The following is a 19713-nucleotide window of genomic DNA, read 5'->3' on the forward strand; positions in this document are numbered from 1 at the left end:
GACGGTTAGAGAGATCCAAATAAAAAAAGCACCATCAGGCGCTTTTTTTCATTTCTAGAAATTTATCGTTTCACGACGATGGAATCGATACCGCTATTCTGCAAGGTTTGCTGCGCGATAATTGCGGCTTCTGCAGAATCATAAGGGCCTGAAACCACGCGATACCAGACTTTGCCATTTTCTACACTGCGTACCACATCGGCAGATAAACCATTGAGAATAATTTCGGCACGGCGGGCATCGGCTTGATCTGGATCATCAAAGCTGCGAACTTGCAGAATATAACTGGCCGGAGCGGCAACAGGTGCTTCGCTGGCTTCTAAGCCAGGCTCAGTTGTGGTCGCCTCAGGTGTAGCCACTTCAGGTCGAGGTGCTTCTACAATCACTACCGTATCCTGATTTTTGTTTTCAGGGACGGCCTGTTCAGGAATTGGCGTCACTTGTTGCTGTGGCAAGAGATCATAAAAACGGTAATCTTTATTGGTATCTTCTTCTTGGACAGATTCAGCACTTGTTTGAGTTTTCGGTTTAACTGGTTCCCATGGCTTCCAGAGCATCAGTGCCATCAAAAAACTTAACACGATTAAAATGATCACGAGTGTGCCGAGCCAGGTTGGAATAAGTGGCTTTTTAGGCTTATTCGGTCTTTCAGATACACCGCGTTGCGTTTTTCCAAACACTTGGGATTTTCCTCTTATTAATCGGGACATATAGAAAAGGCATAACAGCAGTTATGCCCCTACTATCACTTCATCCTATGTGATCAGGATACAAAAGTCATCCTCTAGATCACAAATCACACAGAATTTTAATTTATCTGTATCTTCAAGCACATAGCTAAAGTTACAAAATGTCTGCTCAGCAGATGAACGGCAATGTTTTGCTTACATGCTCACTTCGAGCATAGCTCTTGTCTTGCATCAATGTAAAAGCAGTGCTTTGACTATTTACCTTCTTGCATCAATGTAAAAGCAGTGCTTTACATTTCTGCTTCGAGCCTAGCTCTCGCCTTGCGAGCATGCAAAACAGTGTTTTGCTTACATGCTCTCAGGAGCTGATACGCCAAGCAGTTCCAGACCGTTACGCAGTACCTGACGCACGTTCACTGATAACAATAAGCGTGCTTGGGTCAATTCAGCATCATCACCGAGTACTTTATTGTCGTTGTACCAGCCGTGGAATAATGCTGCCAGTTCTTTTAGGTAGTTACCGATTTGATGCGGCTCATAGCTGTTTGCAGCACGGACCAGAATTTCTGGATAGGCCGCCAGCTTGGCCAGGATTTCAGTTTCAGCATCAAGCTCCAGCTTAGCCGCTAAATTACGTGCCGCTGTAGCATCAAAGTTAACATTGGTAGAAGCTGCTTTTTCTAACATACGACAGATACGGGCGTGTGCATACTGGATGTAATACACGGCGTTGTCCTTGCTTTGTGACACAGCAAGATCCAGGTCAAAATCAATGTGCTGTTCAGACTTGCGCATCACGTAGTAAAAACGAGCGGCATCATTGCCGACTTCTTTACGCAAATCACGCAAGGTCACGAACTGACCTGAACGAGATGACATTTGTACCATCTCGCCGCCACGCCATAGGCTCACGAACTGAACCAGAAGAACCGTTAATTTTTTCGAGTCATAGCCCAACGCATCAATGGCCGCTTTTACACGTGCGATATAACCGTGGTGATCCGAACCCCAGATATCGATGATATCGGTATAGCCACGTTGTAACTTGTTCAGGTGATAAGCGATGTCAGATGCGAAGTAGGTGGTCTGACCATTACGGCGTTTTACGACACGGTCTTTTTCATCACCGAATGCAGTGGATTTAAACCAGATGTTGCCATCCAGTTCATACAGGAAACCACGCTGGTCTAAAGTCTGTAAGGCTTCTTCAATTTTGTCTGTCAATGATTCTTCGCTGAACCATTGATTGAAGGTTACACCAAACTCGCCGAGGTCATCTTTAATATCATCTAAGATTGCTTTAAGCGCGGCTTGCAAGAATACGCGGTAGCCTGTGCCAATTAACGCTTGTGAATTAAAGATCAAACCATCAATGTGTTTTTCTTTATCACCAGACAATACGACTTTATTGCCATCAGCATCTAATTCGGCTGCAAACTGTACATCTTCAGGCACATCTTTATACACGTCGGCCACAGGACGGACATAAGCATCGCCATCCTGGTCAATAATGCTTTGCGCGATTTCTTTAACGTAGTCACCTTGGTAGGCATTTTTCGGGAACACCAGTTCCTGACCCGTTAATTCTAAGTAGCGCAGATAAGTCGAAGTCGCCAGAATGTCCATTTGACGGCCAGCATCATTGACATAGTATTCGCGGTCGACTTTAGCACCAGTCGCTTCAAGCAAATTCGCAACCGTCATACCATACGCGGCACCACGACCATGACCTACGTGCAGGCTAGAGGTCGGGTTGGCAGACACGAATTCAACCTGGATACGTTTATCCGCATTGACCTGGGTACGACCATAAGTCGCCTGTTGTGCCTGAATTTGATCAAGGACTGCAAAGCGCTGGTCAGCATTCAGGAAGAAGTTAATAAAACCAGGACCGGCAATTTCTGCCTTGCTGATATCCGCCACTTCAGGCAGGGCAGCAAGAATTTTTTCCGCTAAATCACGTGGCTTCATACCCGCAGCTTTCGACGCGATCATGGCAATATTCGACGCAAAGTCACCATGGCTTCGGTCTTTGGTACGCGTCAAATTACTTGTATTGTTCCAGTCAGATGGGAGTACGCCTTGTGCCTGTAAAGTGTGCACTGCATGATCGAGAGCTGCTTGTATTGCCGTATTCATAATCAGTCGAAAATAGAGATCGCAGAAAAACAGCAAATATAGCAAATTTCAGGCTGTTTAGGTAAAAGCATTTCTAGGGAATAAAAAGTAGAGGATCACTTCGTTAGAAGTTTTTGACTAAAGAAAGGGAAAATCAACGGATTAATCCCGTGAAAATAAAACCAGTTTAAGCTCAATGATTCAGATGAAAAAAACAATGCTCCACCGTATAGAATTTGGCTTATATTAGTCATCTGAAAACAGTAAAAAGAGCATGTCGTGGCTGCATCACAACGTCCGACCATTATCGGTCATATTCCTAAACTTCCTACAAAATGGGCATTGATTATTGTGCCTTTTATCCTTTCCTGCCTGATGAGTGGCATCATTTCCATGATCAATATGCTGCGTAATCTCGGCTGGATTGATGGATTTATGGCACTCTGGTTTCATAACTGGATGATTTCCTGGGCGATTGCCTTTCCGATTGTGGTGACCTTATTGCCGTTCGTACGCAAATTCACTGGGCTATTGGTCGATATGTCCGGACCTCAGCCACCTAAATGATCATTTTTAAATCTTAAATTTGATCTGGCTGGAGTCAATTCTTGGGCATTTTAAAAGTCGGGCTGTGAAAAACAGTTTATCTTCAAATTAAATGCTCTACCGCCGCCCGGATGATCCCGAGCACCAGACCGATACAGGCACCGACCACGACCCCATTGACCCGGATCATATGCAGGTCGCCGCCGACTTCATTTTCAATCTTGTCGATCATCTCGCTTGAATCCCATTCGTGAATGCGCTCGCTGATAAAACGAATCACTTTTTCACTATATTGGTCACTCAGGTCAACCGCGATAGAGCTCAGACGTTTATTCAGCAGCTCACGTACCGAGGCATTCGAGATAATATTTTCTCCGACCTGTTGAATGGCAATTCTGAGATTTTCCGCAATACCCGAATCAGGTTTTTGCAAATCTACCTTGATTGCATCACATAAAATCACCACGGCACCGCTGATAAAATTCAGCACTTGTGGGCTATCCAGTAAGGCATCTTTGGTTTCATTCAGACGCTGGCTGGCTTCACTATCATTATCCGCCAGCTGTAACATCCAGCTATGTCCCATGTTCTCAATTTTAAGTCGCCACGGATGATCTGGATCGGCCAGCATGGCTTCAACGCGCCCGATCACAGAATCAATACTGCGTTGCTGCACGTCAATCCCGATCCAGCTGGCGCCTTTGGCCAGTTTCCACACGCCCATTTCCTTAAACAGGTTACGGGTCAGCTCGCGGGTTTGTTCAGGATGTGAGGTCATCCAGGCATGCACCACATCCAGTCCGCGCTGTAGCACATCCTGATGGAAATCATTGTCCAGAACGGCATGCAGCATTTCGCTGGCCAGAGTATTGATCTGGGTGTTTTTGACCCATTGCACGCTGTTGCTCTGGATAAATCCGGCAATTTGTTCCTGTCCGACAAATTCAAAAATTTTAGGCACCGTCTGCTGAATGACCTGAGTCACTTGGGCATTATTTTGTGGATTGGCCAGCCAACGTCCTGCAGCCAGACTCAGGTCGGTACTGTCCAGACTGCGCTGTACAATTTGCGGAGAAAGAAAATTTTCCTGCACAAAACGGCCCATCGACTCTGCAATACGGGCCTTGTTACGTGGAATGATTTCGGTATGGTCACGTAAAAACTTGGGAATGGGCAATCTGCCAAAAGGGTTACGAAACAGTACGGTAATCGCATACCAGTCCGCCAGACCACCGACCACACCCGCTTCTGCCGAGAGCATCAGAATATGAATGAGCCAGACATATTCGGGTAGCAGTTTGGCTGCCACCATCAATGCCAACCAGGTCAGTACGGCGACCACCAGGGCGATGGTCGCGAAACGTTTACTGCGTTGTAAGCTCGGGGAGATACTCTCTGTCTGCATAGATCATCCTGTCAGGAGGGATTGGCCGGTTGCGGTTGCAGCACTGCACCGGATGGACTTAAACCATATTTAGCCCCAAGTGACTGTAAAATCAAGCGGGCATCAAAGGCATCTTGAGGGGCCTGATTGGCCTTGAAGCATTCAATGGTATAGGCCACCTGGGCAGGATCCAGAGTCACGGTATAGGGACGGTCATAGAATGGGTCTGGCCAGAACCCCGGATATCGGCGGTAATACCCGTACGGATAAAAGCTCGGTGCCGGATAGACGATGGCCTGCCGTGGAGGTTGTTGAGTACGGTTACTTGGATCATTCAGTACCCTGAAGAACTGAAAGCCATTTTGTACGGTAGTCTGTGCGGCTTTGAGCAGGGTAATTTCTTCAGCTGTGCCAAAACTCATATTGGGGCGCGCCTGAAAGCTGATACGGTAAGTGTTGCTGTTGAGGGGAGTGGTACTGTAGCGACCTAACTGATCAAATGTTAAGGGCTTTGATGGTGTGGTTGCACAGCCAGTCAGGCTGATGGCAGCAATCACACTCAATCCCAGTAGCATGTTTTTCATGTTCGATCTCCTGATGCAATGATCCAGTCCAGACAGCCGGTCTTAAAAAATCTTAAAAATTGCTATCGGGCTGGGTCAGGAAAGTAAGTTCTTCATCGGTCGAGTCACGACCCAGAATCTGGTTTCGGTGCGGGTAACGTCCAAAGCGGTCAATAATGACCTTGTGCTTTTTCTCGAATTCCAGATTGGTCGGATTGCCCAGACGCTGAAATAATTTTAACGCGAATTCATGAATCAGTTTGGATTCGCTGTGCATAAGTGGCATATACAGAAAGGCACGCTGTTCCGGACTGAGCTGTTGATCCAGGTTCAGGCTGATGGCTTCCTGAGCCAAGACCAGTGCCAGACTGTCTTGGGCGAAAGCTTGGGGAGAATCACGGAATAAATTTCGTGAAAATTGATCTAGTACAATAATTTCGGCCAACCGGCCTTCTGCGGTTTTACGCCAGCCCCAAAGTTCAGCCCGGGCTGCCTGCTGATGGGTGCTCATGAACTGCTGTGCAATACTTTGGTCGAATTCATGACTTTGGCTAAACCATAATGGCTGGCTGTCCGCATGAAACCAGAAGTCTAAAATATCTTGATAATTCATAATATTTACAATTCATTAGCATCTATTTGTTAATAAAATCACAAATTTTCCATGTCTTATAGAGGAAGTTTGTGTTAAAAATTTGCCAAATTAAAAATCAATGGTTTGCCTGAAAACTAGGCAGCCTGTCATGTGCCGGCATGAAATCACGTTATACTGATTAAACCGATGATTTTAATTTAATAATTTAGCCCCCTTAAGCGAGATTGTAATGAGTCAACCTGAATCGACTTCCCAAAATGTGTTACCGACCTGGGTCGAGTCGTCACTCATCAAAGGCATGTTGCGTGGTATCGAGCGTGAAAGCTTGCGTATGCAAAGTGATGGTTTCCTGTCACAGGCAGCGCATCCTCGTGCCTTGGGTTCAGCCTTGACTCATCCACATATCACCACAGACTATTCTGAAGCGTTGATGGAGTTTATTACTCCGCCACAGGACAGTATTAAAAAAGCGCTGGACTATCTCAGCGATATTCATGCGATTGTGCATCGCCATCTGGAAAATGATGAAAAACTCTGGCCCTTGTCGATGCCATGTATGCTGGACAGCCGCGATGACAGCATTCCGCTGGCACAATATGGCAGCTCGAATATCGGTCTGTTTAAAACCTTGTATCGTCATGGTCTAGGTGTGCGTTATGGCCGCCGTATGCAGACGATTTCAGGCGTGCATTACAACCTGTCTTTCCCGGACCATCTCTTCGAGGCACTGCAACAGCAGGAACAGGACGAAGCGCTGAAAGCATTGAGCTTGCAGGATTATCGCAGCCATCGCTATATGGGCCTGATCCGTAACTTTATTCGTCTGACCCCACTGGTGATGTTCCTGATCGGGGCCAGTCCGGCAGTCTGCCAGTGCTTTATGACTGGCCGTGATCATTTCTTGCTGCCATTGGTGAAAGGCACTTTGTATTCGCCTTATGCGACCGCGCTGCGTATGGGACGTTTTGGCTATCAAAACTCTGCGCAGAAACAGCTCGGTATTCACTACAATAATTTGCAGGACTATCTGGACGGACTGCAAAAAGCCGTTAAAACGCCGTATAAACCGTTTAGTCGTCTGGGACTAGATGATGCCAATGGCCAGCCGATCCAGATCAATGATCATGTGTTGCAAATCGAAAATGAATATTACAGCTTAGTGCGCCCGAAACAGGTGCCACTCGCGGGTGAAACCCCGTCACAGGCACTGGAAAATCGTGGGATTGCCTATGTCGAGCTGCGCGCAGTCGATGTCAATCCATACAGCCCGATTGGCATTAATGAAGATACGGCCGGTTTCCTTGAAGTGGTAGCCTTGTACTGTTTATTGCAAGATAGTCCGGCACTACTCAGTGATGAACAGGATATTATTGAGCAGAATCAGGCCGAAGTAGTGAACCGTGGTCGTGCGCCAAATGCCGCAATTATGGAAAATGGCCAGTCTTATCCGATTGAGGATTGGTGTGCCATACATTTGCAGCGCATGCATCCCTTGGCCAAGCTGTTAAATTCGGCCTATGACAGTACTCTCTATACCGATGCATTAAAAACCATGATGATCCGGGTCGATGAAGTCGATGCCACCTTGTCTGCCTTGGTGGTGGGTGATACACGTGAACAGGGCGGTATGTGGCATTTTGGCCAACATCTGGCCCAGCAACATAGCAGTGTCTATGAGGAACATCAGCTCAGTCCGGAAACACTGGCTTATTTTGAAGAAATGTCACAAAAGTCATTGCAGCAGCAACAGCAACTCGAGCAAGATAGCAGCGTCAGTTTTGCTGATTATTTAGCCCAATATCGATAAAAAATAAGAGGATTCACCATGCAATGGGGTTATCGCTTCGTGAGTGGTATGTTGTTTCTGGCTGCTGTCATCGGCATGGCATTTGCCTTATATCTTGAGCATGTACAAGGTCTGGCGCCTTGTCCGCTCTGTGTGTTTCAGCGTGTTGGATTAATCGGACTCGGGATCATCTCACTGATCGCATTCCTGCATAATCCCGCATCTAATCTCATGAAGCGGCTGTATGCCTTGCTGGGTTCGCTCAGTATTTTGTGGTCTGTGGGCGTGGCTGCGCGTCATGTCTGGTTACAGAACCTGCCACCGGATCAGGTGCCGAGCTGCGGTCCCGGTCTGGAATACTGGCTGGAAACCCTGCCGATGCGGTCTGTACTGCAACAGGTCTTAAATGGTTCAGGGGAATGTGCCGCGATTGACTGGACCTTCTTGGGTCAATCCTTGCCTGTCTGGTCTTTGATCTTCTTTAGTATTTTATTGCTGGTCAGTTTATGGCAATTGCTGCGTAAATATAAAACCGTAGCGGTTAAACGACTCAGAGATAAATATTAATTCCGCATTTAAAAAAAGTCCTCAATCGAGGGCTTTTTTATTTTGCTTAAGTTTAGGTCAGGGCAATGCCTTCCAGACTGTCCAGATCCATCACATATTCATGAATCTGATCAAAGGCTTCATCTTCTACACTTGGATAGAACCAGCGCGCCACCTGCTCGGCCACCAGCGGATGATACTGAATTTCAAAATGGTTCAGGCCATAGAAAATCGCCTTGTTTGCATCTGGGACTTTGAGCTGAAAGCGCGGATTGGGATGCTCGCCCAAAGCACTTTCAATACTGACCAGATAATCGCCAATCACATGCAAGGTCTTGTTCTTGCGGTTTTCAAACTCGATGGTGCCGGCGACCAGATAGGTATCGATATGAGATGGAATCGGGGCAGGTTTACGGTGATCGTCCATAAAGCCGATCCGAAGCGGATTATGCTCCCAGTCATCATCTCGGACGCTACCATGGCGTAAATCCAGAATACCGTTACTGCGAATATTGACCAGATGGCCAAGCAACCGGATCAATGGAAAATGTCCGAGTTTGTCCTGCAAGCTAAAACCAAAACGTTCCAGTACCGCACCATGATGCGGTGAACCCAGACAGACTAGATTTTCCACCATATTGACCCAGCTATAGACATTCTGCTTGCCATAAAACAGCGCACTACGAGAGACCAGACCACCCATGCTATGCCCGATCAGGTCAATACTGGTAATTCTCGGATTGCGAGCAATCAGATCCTGTAAGGTATTCGCCAGACTTCGACCATTGGCAGAAATCCGGCGTCCAGTATTGTAATTCAGATAGAGCATGGTATTGCGGTCACGCTGCGCCAGTAATTTTGCCCCAATGCCCTCATATTTGCGATTTGACCAGTCTAAATGGTTCATGCATAAGCCATGTACAAACAAAGTAATACGACCGCTTAGCTCACCTTTTTGCAGCGAGCCATAATGGTCATAGATCACCATCGGCAAGGCCAGAGGATTCTGATATTTCAGCAGATAATCCCCGATAATGCCATTTAAGACACTGACCAGGAAATGCAAGGAAGGTGTCAGCGGTTTATTATGCAGTTTAGGAAAGCGTTCAATAATCTGGCGCAAAGCAGGGGCAATCAGGGTATTGCCGTAATGAAACAGCATGTCATAAGACATTTGATAGAGCCGCACAATCGACGGAATATTCTGAATTTTTTCTGAATTATTTTCACTTAAACCAAAAATACTCATTAAGATTTCGCGTTGAATACTCTTGATCAGCTCCTGAACCACATCGTTAAAGCGCATCGTCACCAGCTGCGCCAGACCTTCCAGTACATCGGCCTGACTCGGCGGGGTTCGGTCCCATCGACAATAGGTTTCATGTAACGGTGTCAAACTTGGCATCTGATCCTGTCCTTTCAATGAGCCGCATGTGGTGCCATCTTTCTTTTTAAAGAACTTCGCGGTATAAATTCTTTTTCTTGTTGAGTTTCCTGATTTTGAGGGTCTCAGCTTAAAATAACGAGAATGAGAGAAGATTTTGAGCTTTTTTGTCAGACAATTTAAGCAATTAACTGGTCTTATAACGTAGTGTACTTCACATTATTTAAATTAAATTTTGATGATTGATGGGTTTTTTGTTGGTAGTTCATGAATATCATTTATTTGCATGGTTTTAAGAGTAATTCGAACTCGATCAAGGGGAAATTGCTGCAACATTACTGTGCAAAGTATCCTGAAATTCAGGTACATTTACCCGATTTAAACATGTCACCGAACGCTGCCATTGCGTATGTTTCTGGCCTGATTGAATCGATGCATGATGTGGCGTTACTGGGCAGCAGTCTCGGCGGATTTTATGCGACACATCTGGTCGCACAGCATGCTGTGCCTGCTGTACTGATCAATCCGGCAATGCGACCATGGCAACTGTTTCGTGAACTATTTGATGAGCAACTGCCTTATCAGGTTCATCCGAAATGGTGTCTGGATGAAGCAGATCTGGTACAACTCCAGCAATTGGCCCTGCCTGTTGCACAAGATGCAGACAAAATACTGGTTCTGCTGCAACAAGGCGATGAAGTTTTGGATTATCGTGAAGCACATCGTTATTATAGTGCTGCGCATCCCCCTGCAATACTGATGACTGAAGCGCATGGCAGTCACGGGATGGATGATTTTGCGGAAAAAATTCCGTTCGTCTTACAGTTTTTATTGGACTGCATAAAAAAGGAAACCGAATAACGTGTCTCAATATACGGCTCAATCTCTTGAAGTTTTATCTGGTCTGGATCCGGTCCGTCGTCGTCCGGGCATGTATACCGATACTTCTCGTCCCAACCATTTGGCACAGGAAGTGATTGATAATGCTGTCGATGAGGCACTGGCAGGACATGCCAACAAGATTACCGTCACGGTCTATAAAGATGGTTCTTTATCAGTCGAAGACAATGGCCGTGGGATGCCGGTGGATATTCACCCTGAATACGGCCAGAGCGGTATTGAAATTATCATGACCAAACTGCATGCCGGCGGTAAGTTCAGCACCGATAACTACCAGTTTTCCGGTGGTTTGCATGGCGTCGGGATTTCAGTTGTCAATGCGCTTTCGACCCGGGTAGAGGTTGAAGTTCAGCGTCAGGGCAATCTGTATAAAATGGCCTTTGAAAATGGCGAACCGGTTGCACCGCTTGAAGTGCTGGCAGGTAAGGCACCGAAACGGGTATCAGGAACTACGGTACAATTCTGGCCTGAAGCCAAATATTTTGATTCGCCTAAATTTGCCTTAAAAGCGTTAAAACATAATCTCAAAGCCAAAGCTGTTTTGGCGGCGGGTTTACAGATCAATTATGTTGATCAGATCAATGATGAAAAGATTACCTGGCAGTTTGAAAATGGTCTGGTTGATTATTTGATGGACGAGCTGGAAGACCGTGAAATTATTCCGGCACCGGCGTTTGTTGCCACAGGCGATGCGGAACGTGCCAGCGCAGAATTTGCAATTTGCTGGAATGTCGAAGGGGGTGAAAGCGTCCAGGAATCTTATGTCAACCTGATTCCGACCGCACAAGGCGGAACGCATGTGAATGGTCTGCGTTCAGGCGTCACCGATGCGATGCGTGAATTCTGTGAACTGCGTAATTTGCTGCCGCGGAATATGAAACTCTCTGCCGAAGATGTCTGGGACGGCGTCAATTATATCCTGTCGCTGAAATTTCAGGAGCCGCAATTCTCAGGTCAGACTAAAGAACGTCTATCGAGCCGTGAAGCAGCTGGAATTGTGCAGAATATTGCCAAAGATGCCTTTGCATTATGGTTGAACCAGAATTCTGACATCGCCATGCAACTGGCAGAAATGGCCATTTCCAAAGCCGGTCGCCGTCTCAAAGCAGCGAAAAAAGTAGAACGTAAGAAAATTGTCGCGGGTCCAACCTTGCCGGGGAAACTGTCGGACTGTGTAGGCCATGATCTGGATCAGTCAGAACTGTTTATTGTGGAAGGGGATTCTGCGGGTGGTTCGGCCAAGCAGGCGCGTGATAAGAACTTCCAGGCGATTATGCCAATTCGTGGAAAAATCCTGAATACTTGGGAAGTCTCTTCTGACGAAGTTCTAGCATCGCAGGAAGTACACAATATTGCGATTGCCATTGGCGTTGATCCGGGTTCGGATGACTTGTCTGAACTGCGTTATGGCAAGGTCTGTATCCTGGCGGATGCCGACTCGGATGGTTTGCATATCGCGACTTTGCTGTGTGCCTTGTTTGTAAAGCATTTTCCTACACTGGTCGAGGAAGGGCATTTATTTGTAGCGATGCCGCCATTATTCCGTATTGATGACAATAAAGATGTGCACTACGCTTTGGATGAAGATGAGCTGAATAGCATCCTGAAAAAATGCAAAACCAAGAATCCGCAAATCACCCGATTCAAGGGTCTGGGCGAGATGAATGCCAGTCAGTTACGTGAAACCACGCTTGATCCAAACACGCGTCGTCTGGTGCAACTGGATCTGGATGATGCTCATCATACCGCAGGGTTACTGGATAAACTTTTGGCGAAAAAGCGTGCCAGTGACCGCAAAGACTGGTTGGAGCAAAAAGGTAATCTGGCAGATTTGGTGGTTTAAACTATCGAATTTAAGCAGTAAAAAATCCCGCAAGCGCGGGATTTTTTGTTTTAAAACAGTACAAAAAATATTCAAGGTGCTGCACTTTATTTGTACATCATCTTCTATCTCACTTCTGCTATGTTTTCATTGCTCTTTGCGCGACCTACTTAGAGTTAAGCTCGGATACAGCATTTAAATACAGGTTTAATTCTTTTTAGTATGACTAAATTCATGATTCATAGTACGAATAATGAGATCAGTTAAATTAATTTTTTTTATTTTTTGAAGCCTTGGCACAGAAATTGAATCACTCCATCCAGATGTACAACAAGACAAGCATGAAAAATGCACCATCATAAAGTTTGGAGAAAATCTGATGTTCCAACGCAATTTATTTTCAAAAAGTATTTTAGCCGCAACCATGGCAGGGGCTGTTGCATTAACGGGGTGTTCAAAATCTGCTGAAAAAGCAGAAGCCCCGGCCGCGGAAAGCAAAGTCGCAGATAGCGGCGATACGATTAAAGTCGGGATCCTGCATTCATTGTCCGGCACCATGGCAATTTCTGAGACCTCACTGAAAGACACGGCCTTAATGGCGATTAAGGAAATCAATGACAAGGGTGGGGTACTGGGTAAAAAACTGGAACCTGTGGTGGTCGATCCAGCATCAGACTGGCCACTTTTTGCAGAGCAAGCACGTCAGCTGATTACCCAAGACAAAGTCGCGGTAATTTTCGGTGCATGGACGTCGGTATCACGTAAATCTGTCTTACCAGTGGTTGAAGAGCTGAATGGCTTATTGTTCTATCCTGTACAGTACGAAGGCCAGGAACAATCCAAAAATATTTTTTATACCGGTGCTGCACCTAATCAGCAAGCCATTCCAGCCGTGGAATACTTGATGAGCGAAGAGGGCGGTAAAGCGGAGCGTTTTGTTCTGCTCGGTACAGACTATGTGTATCCACGTACAACCAACCAGATTTTACGTGCTTTCTTAAAGTCTAAAGGCGTGGCTGATGCGGACATCATGGAAGAGTACACGCCATTTGGTCATAGCAACTATCAAACCATTGTCGGCAATGTGAAAAAATTCGCAGCTGGTAAAAAGACCGCAGTGATTTCAACCATCAATGGTGACTCCAACGTACCATTCTATCGTGAACTGGGTAATCAGGGCATTAAAGCTTCTGATATTCCAGTGATGGCGTTCTCGGTAGGTGAAGAAGAACTGCGTGGTATTGATACCAAGCCATTAGTGGGTCATTTGGCGTCATGGAACTATTTCATGTCAGTGAAGAATCCGGTCAATACCGAATTCACCAACAAAATGAAGCAGTATGCGGTGGAATTCAAACTGCCAAATGCTGACAAACTGGTGACCAATGACCCAATGGAAGCAACTTATGTCGGGATTAACATGTGGAAGCAAGCCGTTGAAAAAGCAGGTTCTACAGAGGTCGATAAAGTCCGTGAAGCGATGGCAGGTCAGGAATTCAAAGCCCCATCCGGCTATACCTTAAAAATGGATGCGACGAATCACCACTTACACAAGCCAGTCATGATTGGTCAGATTCGTGGCGATGGACAGTTTGATGTGGTCTATAAAACGCCACAAGCCATCCAGGCACAGCCTTGGAGCCCGTACATTCCGAAATAACTGCTATCTTTTGCCTGCCACAGCCGTGGCAGGTGTCCTCTGATTTTTTTCTTACTCTCCACGGAAAATTTCCAATGGAATAGGGGTGAATATAATGAATATTCGCGTGAATATCGCCGCTATTTTTCTGGTATTTGTACAGGTTATTTGTGTGCAACTGGTATCAGCAGAACAATCCTCAAATAGCACTGCATTGACTGCAGCAATACAACAAGATGCAATCCAGCAATTTGTGCAAGGTGATTTTGCCCAGCGCCGTGCTTTACTGAAGCAATGGCCGGGCAGTATTGAGCAGTTAGATCAGCTTGCAGAATATGTTGAAAACGAGCAGCTTTATAGTGGGGCTAATGGTCAAACCTATATTTTAGAATCGGACGAAAAATTACTCAGCTATCCGAGTCTAGGCATTGTTGCAGATTGGCCGAGTGACTTATCACAAGTGACTTTGGTGAATACCTTGCGTAAAGCGCTCAACTTTGGTTTGGCACAAAGAAAACTCAAATCTGAAGATGCTTCCGAGCGTTTAGAAGCGATTGATATTTATGAAAGCAACTTGGCAGAGCTGAATGTTGCTCACATCAATGCCCTGTATTTGAACGAACAAAATAACAAAGTCAAAGCCCGTTTGGCCCAGCTTAAAGCGCGTCTGGATTATCAAGATGCAGATGTCTTAGTTAAAATTCAAGCGGCGAAAGCCTTGCAAGACTCCAATCGTCCCGATGTCTTGGCGATGATCGACAATGAGCTGACACAGCCGAATATCCATTCTGAGCTGAAAGCGGCTTTGCTTGAAGCGAAAAGCAGTATTAAAACCCGGATTCAAGCCAGTGAATGGACTGGGCATTTATTTTCAGGGCTGAGTACTGCGAGTATTTTACTGCTTGCAGCACTCGGTTTAGCCATTACTTATGGTTTGCTCGGTGTCATCAATATGGCGCATGGTGAGCTCATTATGATTGGCGCCTATACTACTTATGTGGTGCAAAGTCTGTTTAAAAGCTATTTGGGTAGCTATGTCGAGTGGTACTTAATCGCCGCGATTCCTGCGGCATTCTTGGTGAGTGGACTGATCGGTATGTTGATTGAACGTACCGTGATTCGTCCATTATACGGTCGTCAACTTGAAACCTTGCTTGCAACCTTTGGGGTCAGCCTGATTTTGATGCAATTGGTACGCATGACTTTTGGTGCGCAAAATGTCGAAGTGTCGAATATTTCGTGGCTATCAGGCGGGATCTCCATTACCCCAAGTTTAATGCTGCCGTATAACCGTATTGCGATTATTGTCTTCACCATTGCAGTGCTTTTGTTGTTGGTTTACCTACTGAATAAAACCCGTTTTGGTTTGTTTGTACGTGCGGTGACGCAAAACCGTCAAATGGCACGTGCAGTGGGGATTCGTTCTAGTCGTATCGACATGATGGCCTTTGGTTTGGGTTCTGGACTTGCCGGACTTGCTGGGTGTGCTTTGGCACAAGTGGGTAATGTTGGTCCTGACTTGGGTCAAAACTACATCATTGATGCCTTCTTGGTGGTGGTTGTCGGTGGTGTAGGTCAGGTGTGGGGTGCAGTCCTTGCAGCGCTTGGTCTGGGTATTAGCGGTACCGCCTTGGAAATTGGCATTGGTGCAGTACTGGCAAAAATTGTTCTCTTGGTGCTTGTGATTTTGTTTATTCAAAAACGTCCACAAGGTTTGTTTGCCATCAAAGGCCGTTTTGTGGAGTAAGCACATGAAGATTACACAATTATTATCCGACAAACCGCATAGTGGCATTGCGATTGCCGTATGCTTTGCCATTTTATTGGCATTGCCATGGTTACACCTGTTACCTGCCGATTCAACCCTGCATTTATCTGCGTATTGGGTCAACTTGATTGGCAAAATCATGTGTTTGGCTCTGGTCGCTTTGGCACTGGATTTAGTTTGGGGCTATGCCGGAATTTTAAGTTTAGGACATGGTTTGTACTTTGCCCTTGGCGGTTATGCCTTTGGGATGTACTTAATGCGCCAGTCTGCAGGGGATGGCATTCCTGACTTTATGCGCTTCCTTAGTTGGACGGAAGTGCCATGGTTTTGGGTCGGTACGGAATACTTCCTTTGGTCATTGGTATTGGTGGTATTAGTGCCGGGCATCATCGCCTTTATTTTCGGCTTCTTTGCCTTCCGTTCCAAAATTAAAGGCGTGTATTTCTCGATTATTACCCAAGCTATGACTTTTGCCGCTGCATTACTTTTCTTCCGTAATGAAACCGGCTTTGGTGGCAACAACGGCTTTACCGGTTTTAAAACCATTTTAGGCCTGGACATTACCTCGGCATCGATGCGGGCAAGTTTGTGCTTTATCACCGCTTTGGTATTGTTGCTGTGCTTTATTGGTTTACGTCATTTAATGAATAAACCTTATGGCCGTGTACTCGGTGCAATTCGTGACAGCGAAAACCGTCTGCAATATTTGGGCTACCGTACCTTGTGGTACAAGCTCTCGGCATGGGTGCTATCTGCGGTGATTGCAGGCATTGCAGGGGCACTGTATGTGCCACAAGCCGGCATTATTAACCCAAGTGAAATGAACCCGGTGAACTCGATTGAAATGGCAGTCTGGGTGGCAGCGGGTGGACGTGGCACGCTGATTGGTCCATTGATTGGGGCAGGCTTAATCAATGGAGTAAAAACCTATTTTACTTCGGCTTATCCTGAAGCATGGCTGTTGATTTTGGGTACGTTATTTATTGTAGTGACCATCTTCCTGCCAAAAGGCATTATTGGTCTGTTTGACCGTTTTAAAAAGGAGCGTAGCGAATGAGCGAGATCCTGCAACCGCATGGTGGTCATGCTTCTGAAGGCTATGGTCGCCCAAAAGAACAAGGCGCGGACTTTACCCATGGCATTGCATTGTATCTGGAAAAAGTCAGCGTCTGGTTTGATGCTTTTCGTGCCTTAAATGATTTGTCGCTCTACATTGAAGAAGGGGAATTACGCTGCATCATCGGGCCGAACGGGGCAGGTAAAACCACCCTCATGGATGTGATTACCGGTAAAACGCGACCAACCGAAGGCACAGCATTTTTTGGGCAAAACTACGATTTAGCCAAAATGAGCACTGAACAAATTGCCGAAGCAGGCATTGGGCGTAAGTTCCAAAAACCGACCGTGTTTGAAAATTTCACCGTCATGGAAAATCTGTTACTTGCTGCACCCAAAGACAAACGGGTGAAAAAGAGTTTCTTTAGCAAACTCGATCCCGATGCACAAAATGCCTTGGATGAATCCCTCACTCAAATTCGTCTGCAAGAGTTCATTAATAAACCTGCTGGCTTGCTGTCACATGGTCAAAAGCAATGGTTAGAAATCGGCATGTTGCTGATGCAACGTCCAAAACTGATTTTGCTTGATGAACCTGTAGCAGGCATGACCGATGCCGAAACCGAACGCACGGCGGAGCTGTGTTTAGAACTCAAGAAAAATCACACCCTCGTTGTGGTCGAGCATGACATGAGCTTCATTGACACCATCAGTGAAAAAGTCACGGTACTGGCGCAAGGGGCAATTTTGGCAGAAGGCACATTGGCAGAAGTACAAGCCAATGAAGATGTTATTGAAAAGTATTTAGGGCGTTAAGGAGCTTGCGATGTTAGAAGTCAAAGACGTCAATCAATTTTATGGTGGCAGTCATATTTTACGTGATGTGTCGTTGACTGCACCTGTGGGTGAATGTTCGGTGGTGCTTGGACGCAATGGGGTGGGGAAAACCACGCTCCTTAAATGTCTGATGGGTATTTTACCGATTAAATCCGGACAGATTTTGCTGGATGGCAAGGACATTTCGAAACTCAGTCCTGAACAGCGTGTACGTGAAGGTTTGGCTTATGTGCCACAAGGTCGAGATATTTTTTCAACGCTGACGGTGGAGGAAAATATCCTCATTGGTATGGCGAAATATAAAGGAGCAAAGACACGCAAAGTGCCTGAGCATCTCTATGAAATTTTCCCTGTCTTGGACGAAATGAAGCATCGCCGTGGGGGAGATTTATCCGGTGGACAGCAGCAGCAGCTTGCCATTGCACGTGCACTTGCTTCTGAACCGCGTGTGCTGATTTTGGATGAACCGACTGAAGGCATTCAACCATCCATTATTAAAGACATTGGCCGGGTCATTCGTAAACTGGCGGATGGTGGTGAGATGGCGATTGTGCTGGTTGAGCAGTTTTATGACTTTGCTGAAGAACTTGCCGATGGTTATACCGTGATGGCACGTGGGCAGGTTGTGGCGCAAGGTGTGGGTAGTGAAATGCCGGAGAAAGGCATTCGGGAGTTGGTGGCAATTTAATTTCCCTCACCCTAACCCTCTCCCTATGGGCATAGGTATCTACACAATTCCTGAACTTTGCGTTAAATTGAAGAGCATGCTCTTCAATTTAACATCTCTGGCCTGGATCAGCGTCTTGTCAAGCGCTATAACAGCCTTGTAAAGCTCAATATGAACCCTCTTGCTTCACTTGCTCCGGCAATCAAAGACCTGGCTTCTGCCCAAAAGTCGAGTTTCGCAACCACACAAGCGGTCTGGCGATTCCTGAATAATGACAAAATCTCTTTTAGTCAGTTAAACCAGCCAATTGAACATCTTGCATGTGAACAGATCAAGGCATCACCGCATCAATATGCATTGATTGTTCATGACTGGTCTCAGCTACAGTATGTGAAACACCATCATAAAATTCAGCGCCTGCAAAGAACCCATCAATATGATTCAGGCTATGAATTGCAAAGCAGTCTGCTGGTTGATGCAGCCTCGGGACTACCTATTGCGCCACTGGCGCAGACACTATCAGATGCCTCAGGCTGCTATTCCACATTCAGTCAACACTCTGCTGGGCGCAAATCTCATCTAGATTCACTTACCGAACAAATCAAAGTGATTGAACAATATCCCATTGAGAAAACATGTGTTCATATCATTGATCGTGAAGGTGACTCCATTGCCCACCTAAGGGAAATGAGCAGCCAGGGTTTTAAATGGCTGATTCGGGCGAAAGAAGGCCATCGAATTGAGCATCAGGGCAAAACATGCAAAGTTGCAGAAGCCGCAGAACGAGTAGAAACGCAGCAGGTCCAGCCGATTGCCTATAAAGGAAACCGGCATATGTTGCATGTGGGAGAAACTGCTATCCGGATAACACGTGCAGCAAAACCGAAGAGAAATGACGATTCAGGCCAACGGGTTGCTCCCCAGCCAGGGAGTGCGATTGAAGCCAGATTAATTGTTGCCGTAGTGAAAGATGATCAGGATAAGACCGTCGCAAGATGGTCACTAATCAGCAATGTTCCATCAGAGATTACTACGGTAGAGATGACGACCTGGTATTACTGGCGCTGGACAATTGAATGCTATTTCAAGCTGCTCAAGCAGGCAGGTCATGATATTGAAGCATGGCTTCAGACCAGACCTGAAGCCATTTTAAGGCGGTTACTGATTAGCTGTATGGCTTGTGTTTTAACTTGGCGAATCCAGCGTTCTGAAGATGAACACCATCAGAAAATTCGTGTATTTCTCACCCGTCTTTCAGGTCGGCAGCAGAAAAGAGGTAGGTTGGAAAGTGCACCTGCCTTATTGGCAGGGCTTTCGATTTTACTGAACACTCTTCAACTGCTCTCGGAATATTCAATAGATGAACTCAATGAGATAGCCACAATGGCATTAGGTATCTCATAGATGTGTAGA

17 protein-coding genes are annotated in these 19713 nt (G+C 46.1%); 11 read left to right on the forward strand and 6 right to left on the reverse strand.

The features are described from left to right. Nucleotides 1-62: 62 nt before the first annotated feature. On the reverse strand, nucleotides 63-680 hold the full coding sequence (locus F893_RS03135; RefSeq protein WP_005245641.1) for an SPOR domain-containing protein: 618 nt from the start codon (nucleotides 678-680) through the stop codon (nucleotides 63-65). Between the two features lie 357 nt (nucleotides 681-1037). Continuing rightward, nucleotides 1038-2828: an arginine--tRNA ligase gene (argS, locus tag F893_RS03140; RefSeq protein WP_004281266.1), complete on the reverse strand. Its 1791-nt coding sequence runs from the start codon at nucleotides 2826-2828 to the stop codon at nucleotides 1038-1040. Between the two features lie 258 nt (nucleotides 2829-3086). Between argS and F893_RS03145 the strand changes: the two genes are divergently transcribed. Continuing rightward, entirely contained in the window at nucleotides 3087-3374 is a 288-nt protein-coding gene (locus F893_RS03145) for a DUF2798 domain-containing protein (RefSeq protein ID WP_005250231.1), read from the forward strand. Between the two features lie 82 nt (nucleotides 3375-3456). Here the strand turns inward: F893_RS03145 and F893_RS03150 are convergent, their stop codons facing one another. The 3 genes from F893_RS03150 to F893_RS03160 are packed head-to-tail and all read right to left on the reverse strand — an operon-like array spanning nucleotide 3457 to nucleotide 5913. Continuing rightward, the gene (locus F893_RS03150) at nucleotides 3457-4758 is read right to left on the reverse strand and encodes a DUF445 domain-containing protein (RefSeq protein WP_005250232.1); all 1302 of its coding nucleotides are present in this window, start codon (nucleotides 4756-4758) and stop codon (nucleotides 3457-3459) included. 11 nt (nucleotides 4759-4769) lie between these two features. Then, the gene (locus F893_RS03155) at nucleotides 4770-5321 is read right to left on the reverse strand and encodes a CC0125/CC1285 family lipoprotein (RefSeq protein WP_004281269.1); all 552 of its coding nucleotides are present in this window, start codon (nucleotides 5319-5321) and stop codon (nucleotides 4770-4772) included. A gap of 52 nt (nucleotides 5322-5373) precedes the next feature. Then, nucleotides 5374-5913: a DUF924 family protein gene (locus tag F893_RS03160; protein WP_005250237.1), complete on the reverse strand. Its 540-nt coding sequence runs from the start codon at nucleotides 5911-5913 to the stop codon at nucleotides 5374-5376. A gap of 211 nt (nucleotides 5914-6124) precedes the next feature. Between F893_RS03160 and gshA the strand changes: the two genes are divergently transcribed. After that, on the forward strand, nucleotides 6125-7702 hold the full coding sequence (gene gshA, locus F893_RS03165) for a glutamate--cysteine ligase (protein ID WP_005250239.1): 1578 nt from the start codon (nucleotides 6125-6127) through the stop codon (nucleotides 7700-7702). Between the two features lie 18 nt (nucleotides 7703-7720). After that, complete coding sequence (locus F893_RS03170) at nucleotides 7721-8248, forward strand: disulfide bond formation protein B (protein WP_005250241.1); 528 nt, start codon at nucleotides 7721-7723, stop codon at nucleotides 8246-8248. Between the two features lie 52 nt (nucleotides 8249-8300). Here the strand turns inward: F893_RS03170 and F893_RS03175 are convergent, their stop codons facing one another. Then, on the reverse strand, nucleotides 8301-9632 hold the full coding sequence (locus F893_RS03175) for a PGAP1-like alpha/beta domain-containing protein (protein ID WP_004729104.1): 1332 nt from the start codon (nucleotides 9630-9632) through the stop codon (nucleotides 8301-8303). 246 nt (nucleotides 9633-9878) lie between these two features. On the opposite strand from F893_RS03175, the gene F893_RS03180 reads away from it, so the two are divergent. From F893_RS03180 to F893_RS03215, 8 genes are all read left to right on the forward strand, one after another. Continuing rightward, nucleotides 9879-10472, forward strand: a complete 594-nt coding sequence (locus F893_RS03180; RefSeq protein WP_004647208.1) for a YqiA/YcfP family alpha/beta fold hydrolase — start codon at nucleotides 9879-9881, stop codon at nucleotides 10470-10472. A gap of 1 nt (nucleotide 10473) precedes the next feature. After that, the gene (parE, locus tag F893_RS03185; protein WP_004281275.1) at nucleotides 10474-12354 is read left to right on the forward strand and encodes a DNA topoisomerase IV subunit B; all 1881 of its coding nucleotides are present in this window, start codon (nucleotides 10474-10476) and stop codon (nucleotides 12352-12354) included. A 358-nt stretch (nucleotides 12355-12712) separates the two neighbouring features. Beyond that, complete coding sequence (gene urtA, locus F893_RS03190) at nucleotides 12713-13993, forward strand: urea ABC transporter substrate-binding protein (protein ID WP_005250249.1); 1281 nt, start codon at nucleotides 12713-12715, stop codon at nucleotides 13991-13993. A gap of 94 nt (nucleotides 13994-14087) precedes the next feature. Next, complete coding sequence (gene urtB / locus F893_RS03195) at nucleotides 14088-15719, forward strand: urea ABC transporter permease subunit UrtB (protein ID WP_005250257.1); 1632 nt, start codon at nucleotides 14088-14090, stop codon at nucleotides 15717-15719. Nucleotides 15720-15723: 4 nt separating this feature from the next. Continuing rightward, nucleotides 15724-16797, forward strand: a complete 1074-nt coding sequence (urtC, locus tag F893_RS03200; protein ID WP_005250259.1) for an urea ABC transporter permease subunit UrtC — start codon at nucleotides 15724-15726, stop codon at nucleotides 16795-16797. Next, on the forward strand, nucleotides 16794-17612 hold the full coding sequence (gene urtD, locus F893_RS03205; RefSeq protein ID WP_005250261.1) for an urea ABC transporter ATP-binding protein UrtD: 819 nt from the start codon (nucleotides 16794-16796) through the stop codon (nucleotides 17610-17612). The genes urtC and urtD overlap by 4 nt, the downstream gene beginning before the upstream one ends. 10 nt (nucleotides 17613-17622) lie before the next feature. After that, complete coding sequence (gene urtE / locus F893_RS03210) at nucleotides 17623-18321, forward strand: urea ABC transporter ATP-binding subunit UrtE (RefSeq protein WP_005250270.1); 699 nt, start codon at nucleotides 17623-17625, stop codon at nucleotides 18319-18321. A 150-nt stretch (nucleotides 18322-18471) separates the two neighbouring features. After that, the gene (locus F893_RS03215; RefSeq protein WP_004730312.1) at nucleotides 18472-19704 is read left to right on the forward strand and encodes a transposase; all 1233 of its coding nucleotides are present in this window, start codon (nucleotides 18472-18474) and stop codon (nucleotides 19702-19704) included. Nucleotides 19705-19713: the final 9 nt, after the last annotated feature.

It is taken from the genome of Acinetobacter sp. CIP 102136, assembly GCF_000369685.1.
Classification (GTDB): Bacteria; Pseudomonadota; Gammaproteobacteria; order Pseudomonadales; family Moraxellaceae; genus Acinetobacter; species Acinetobacter fasciculus.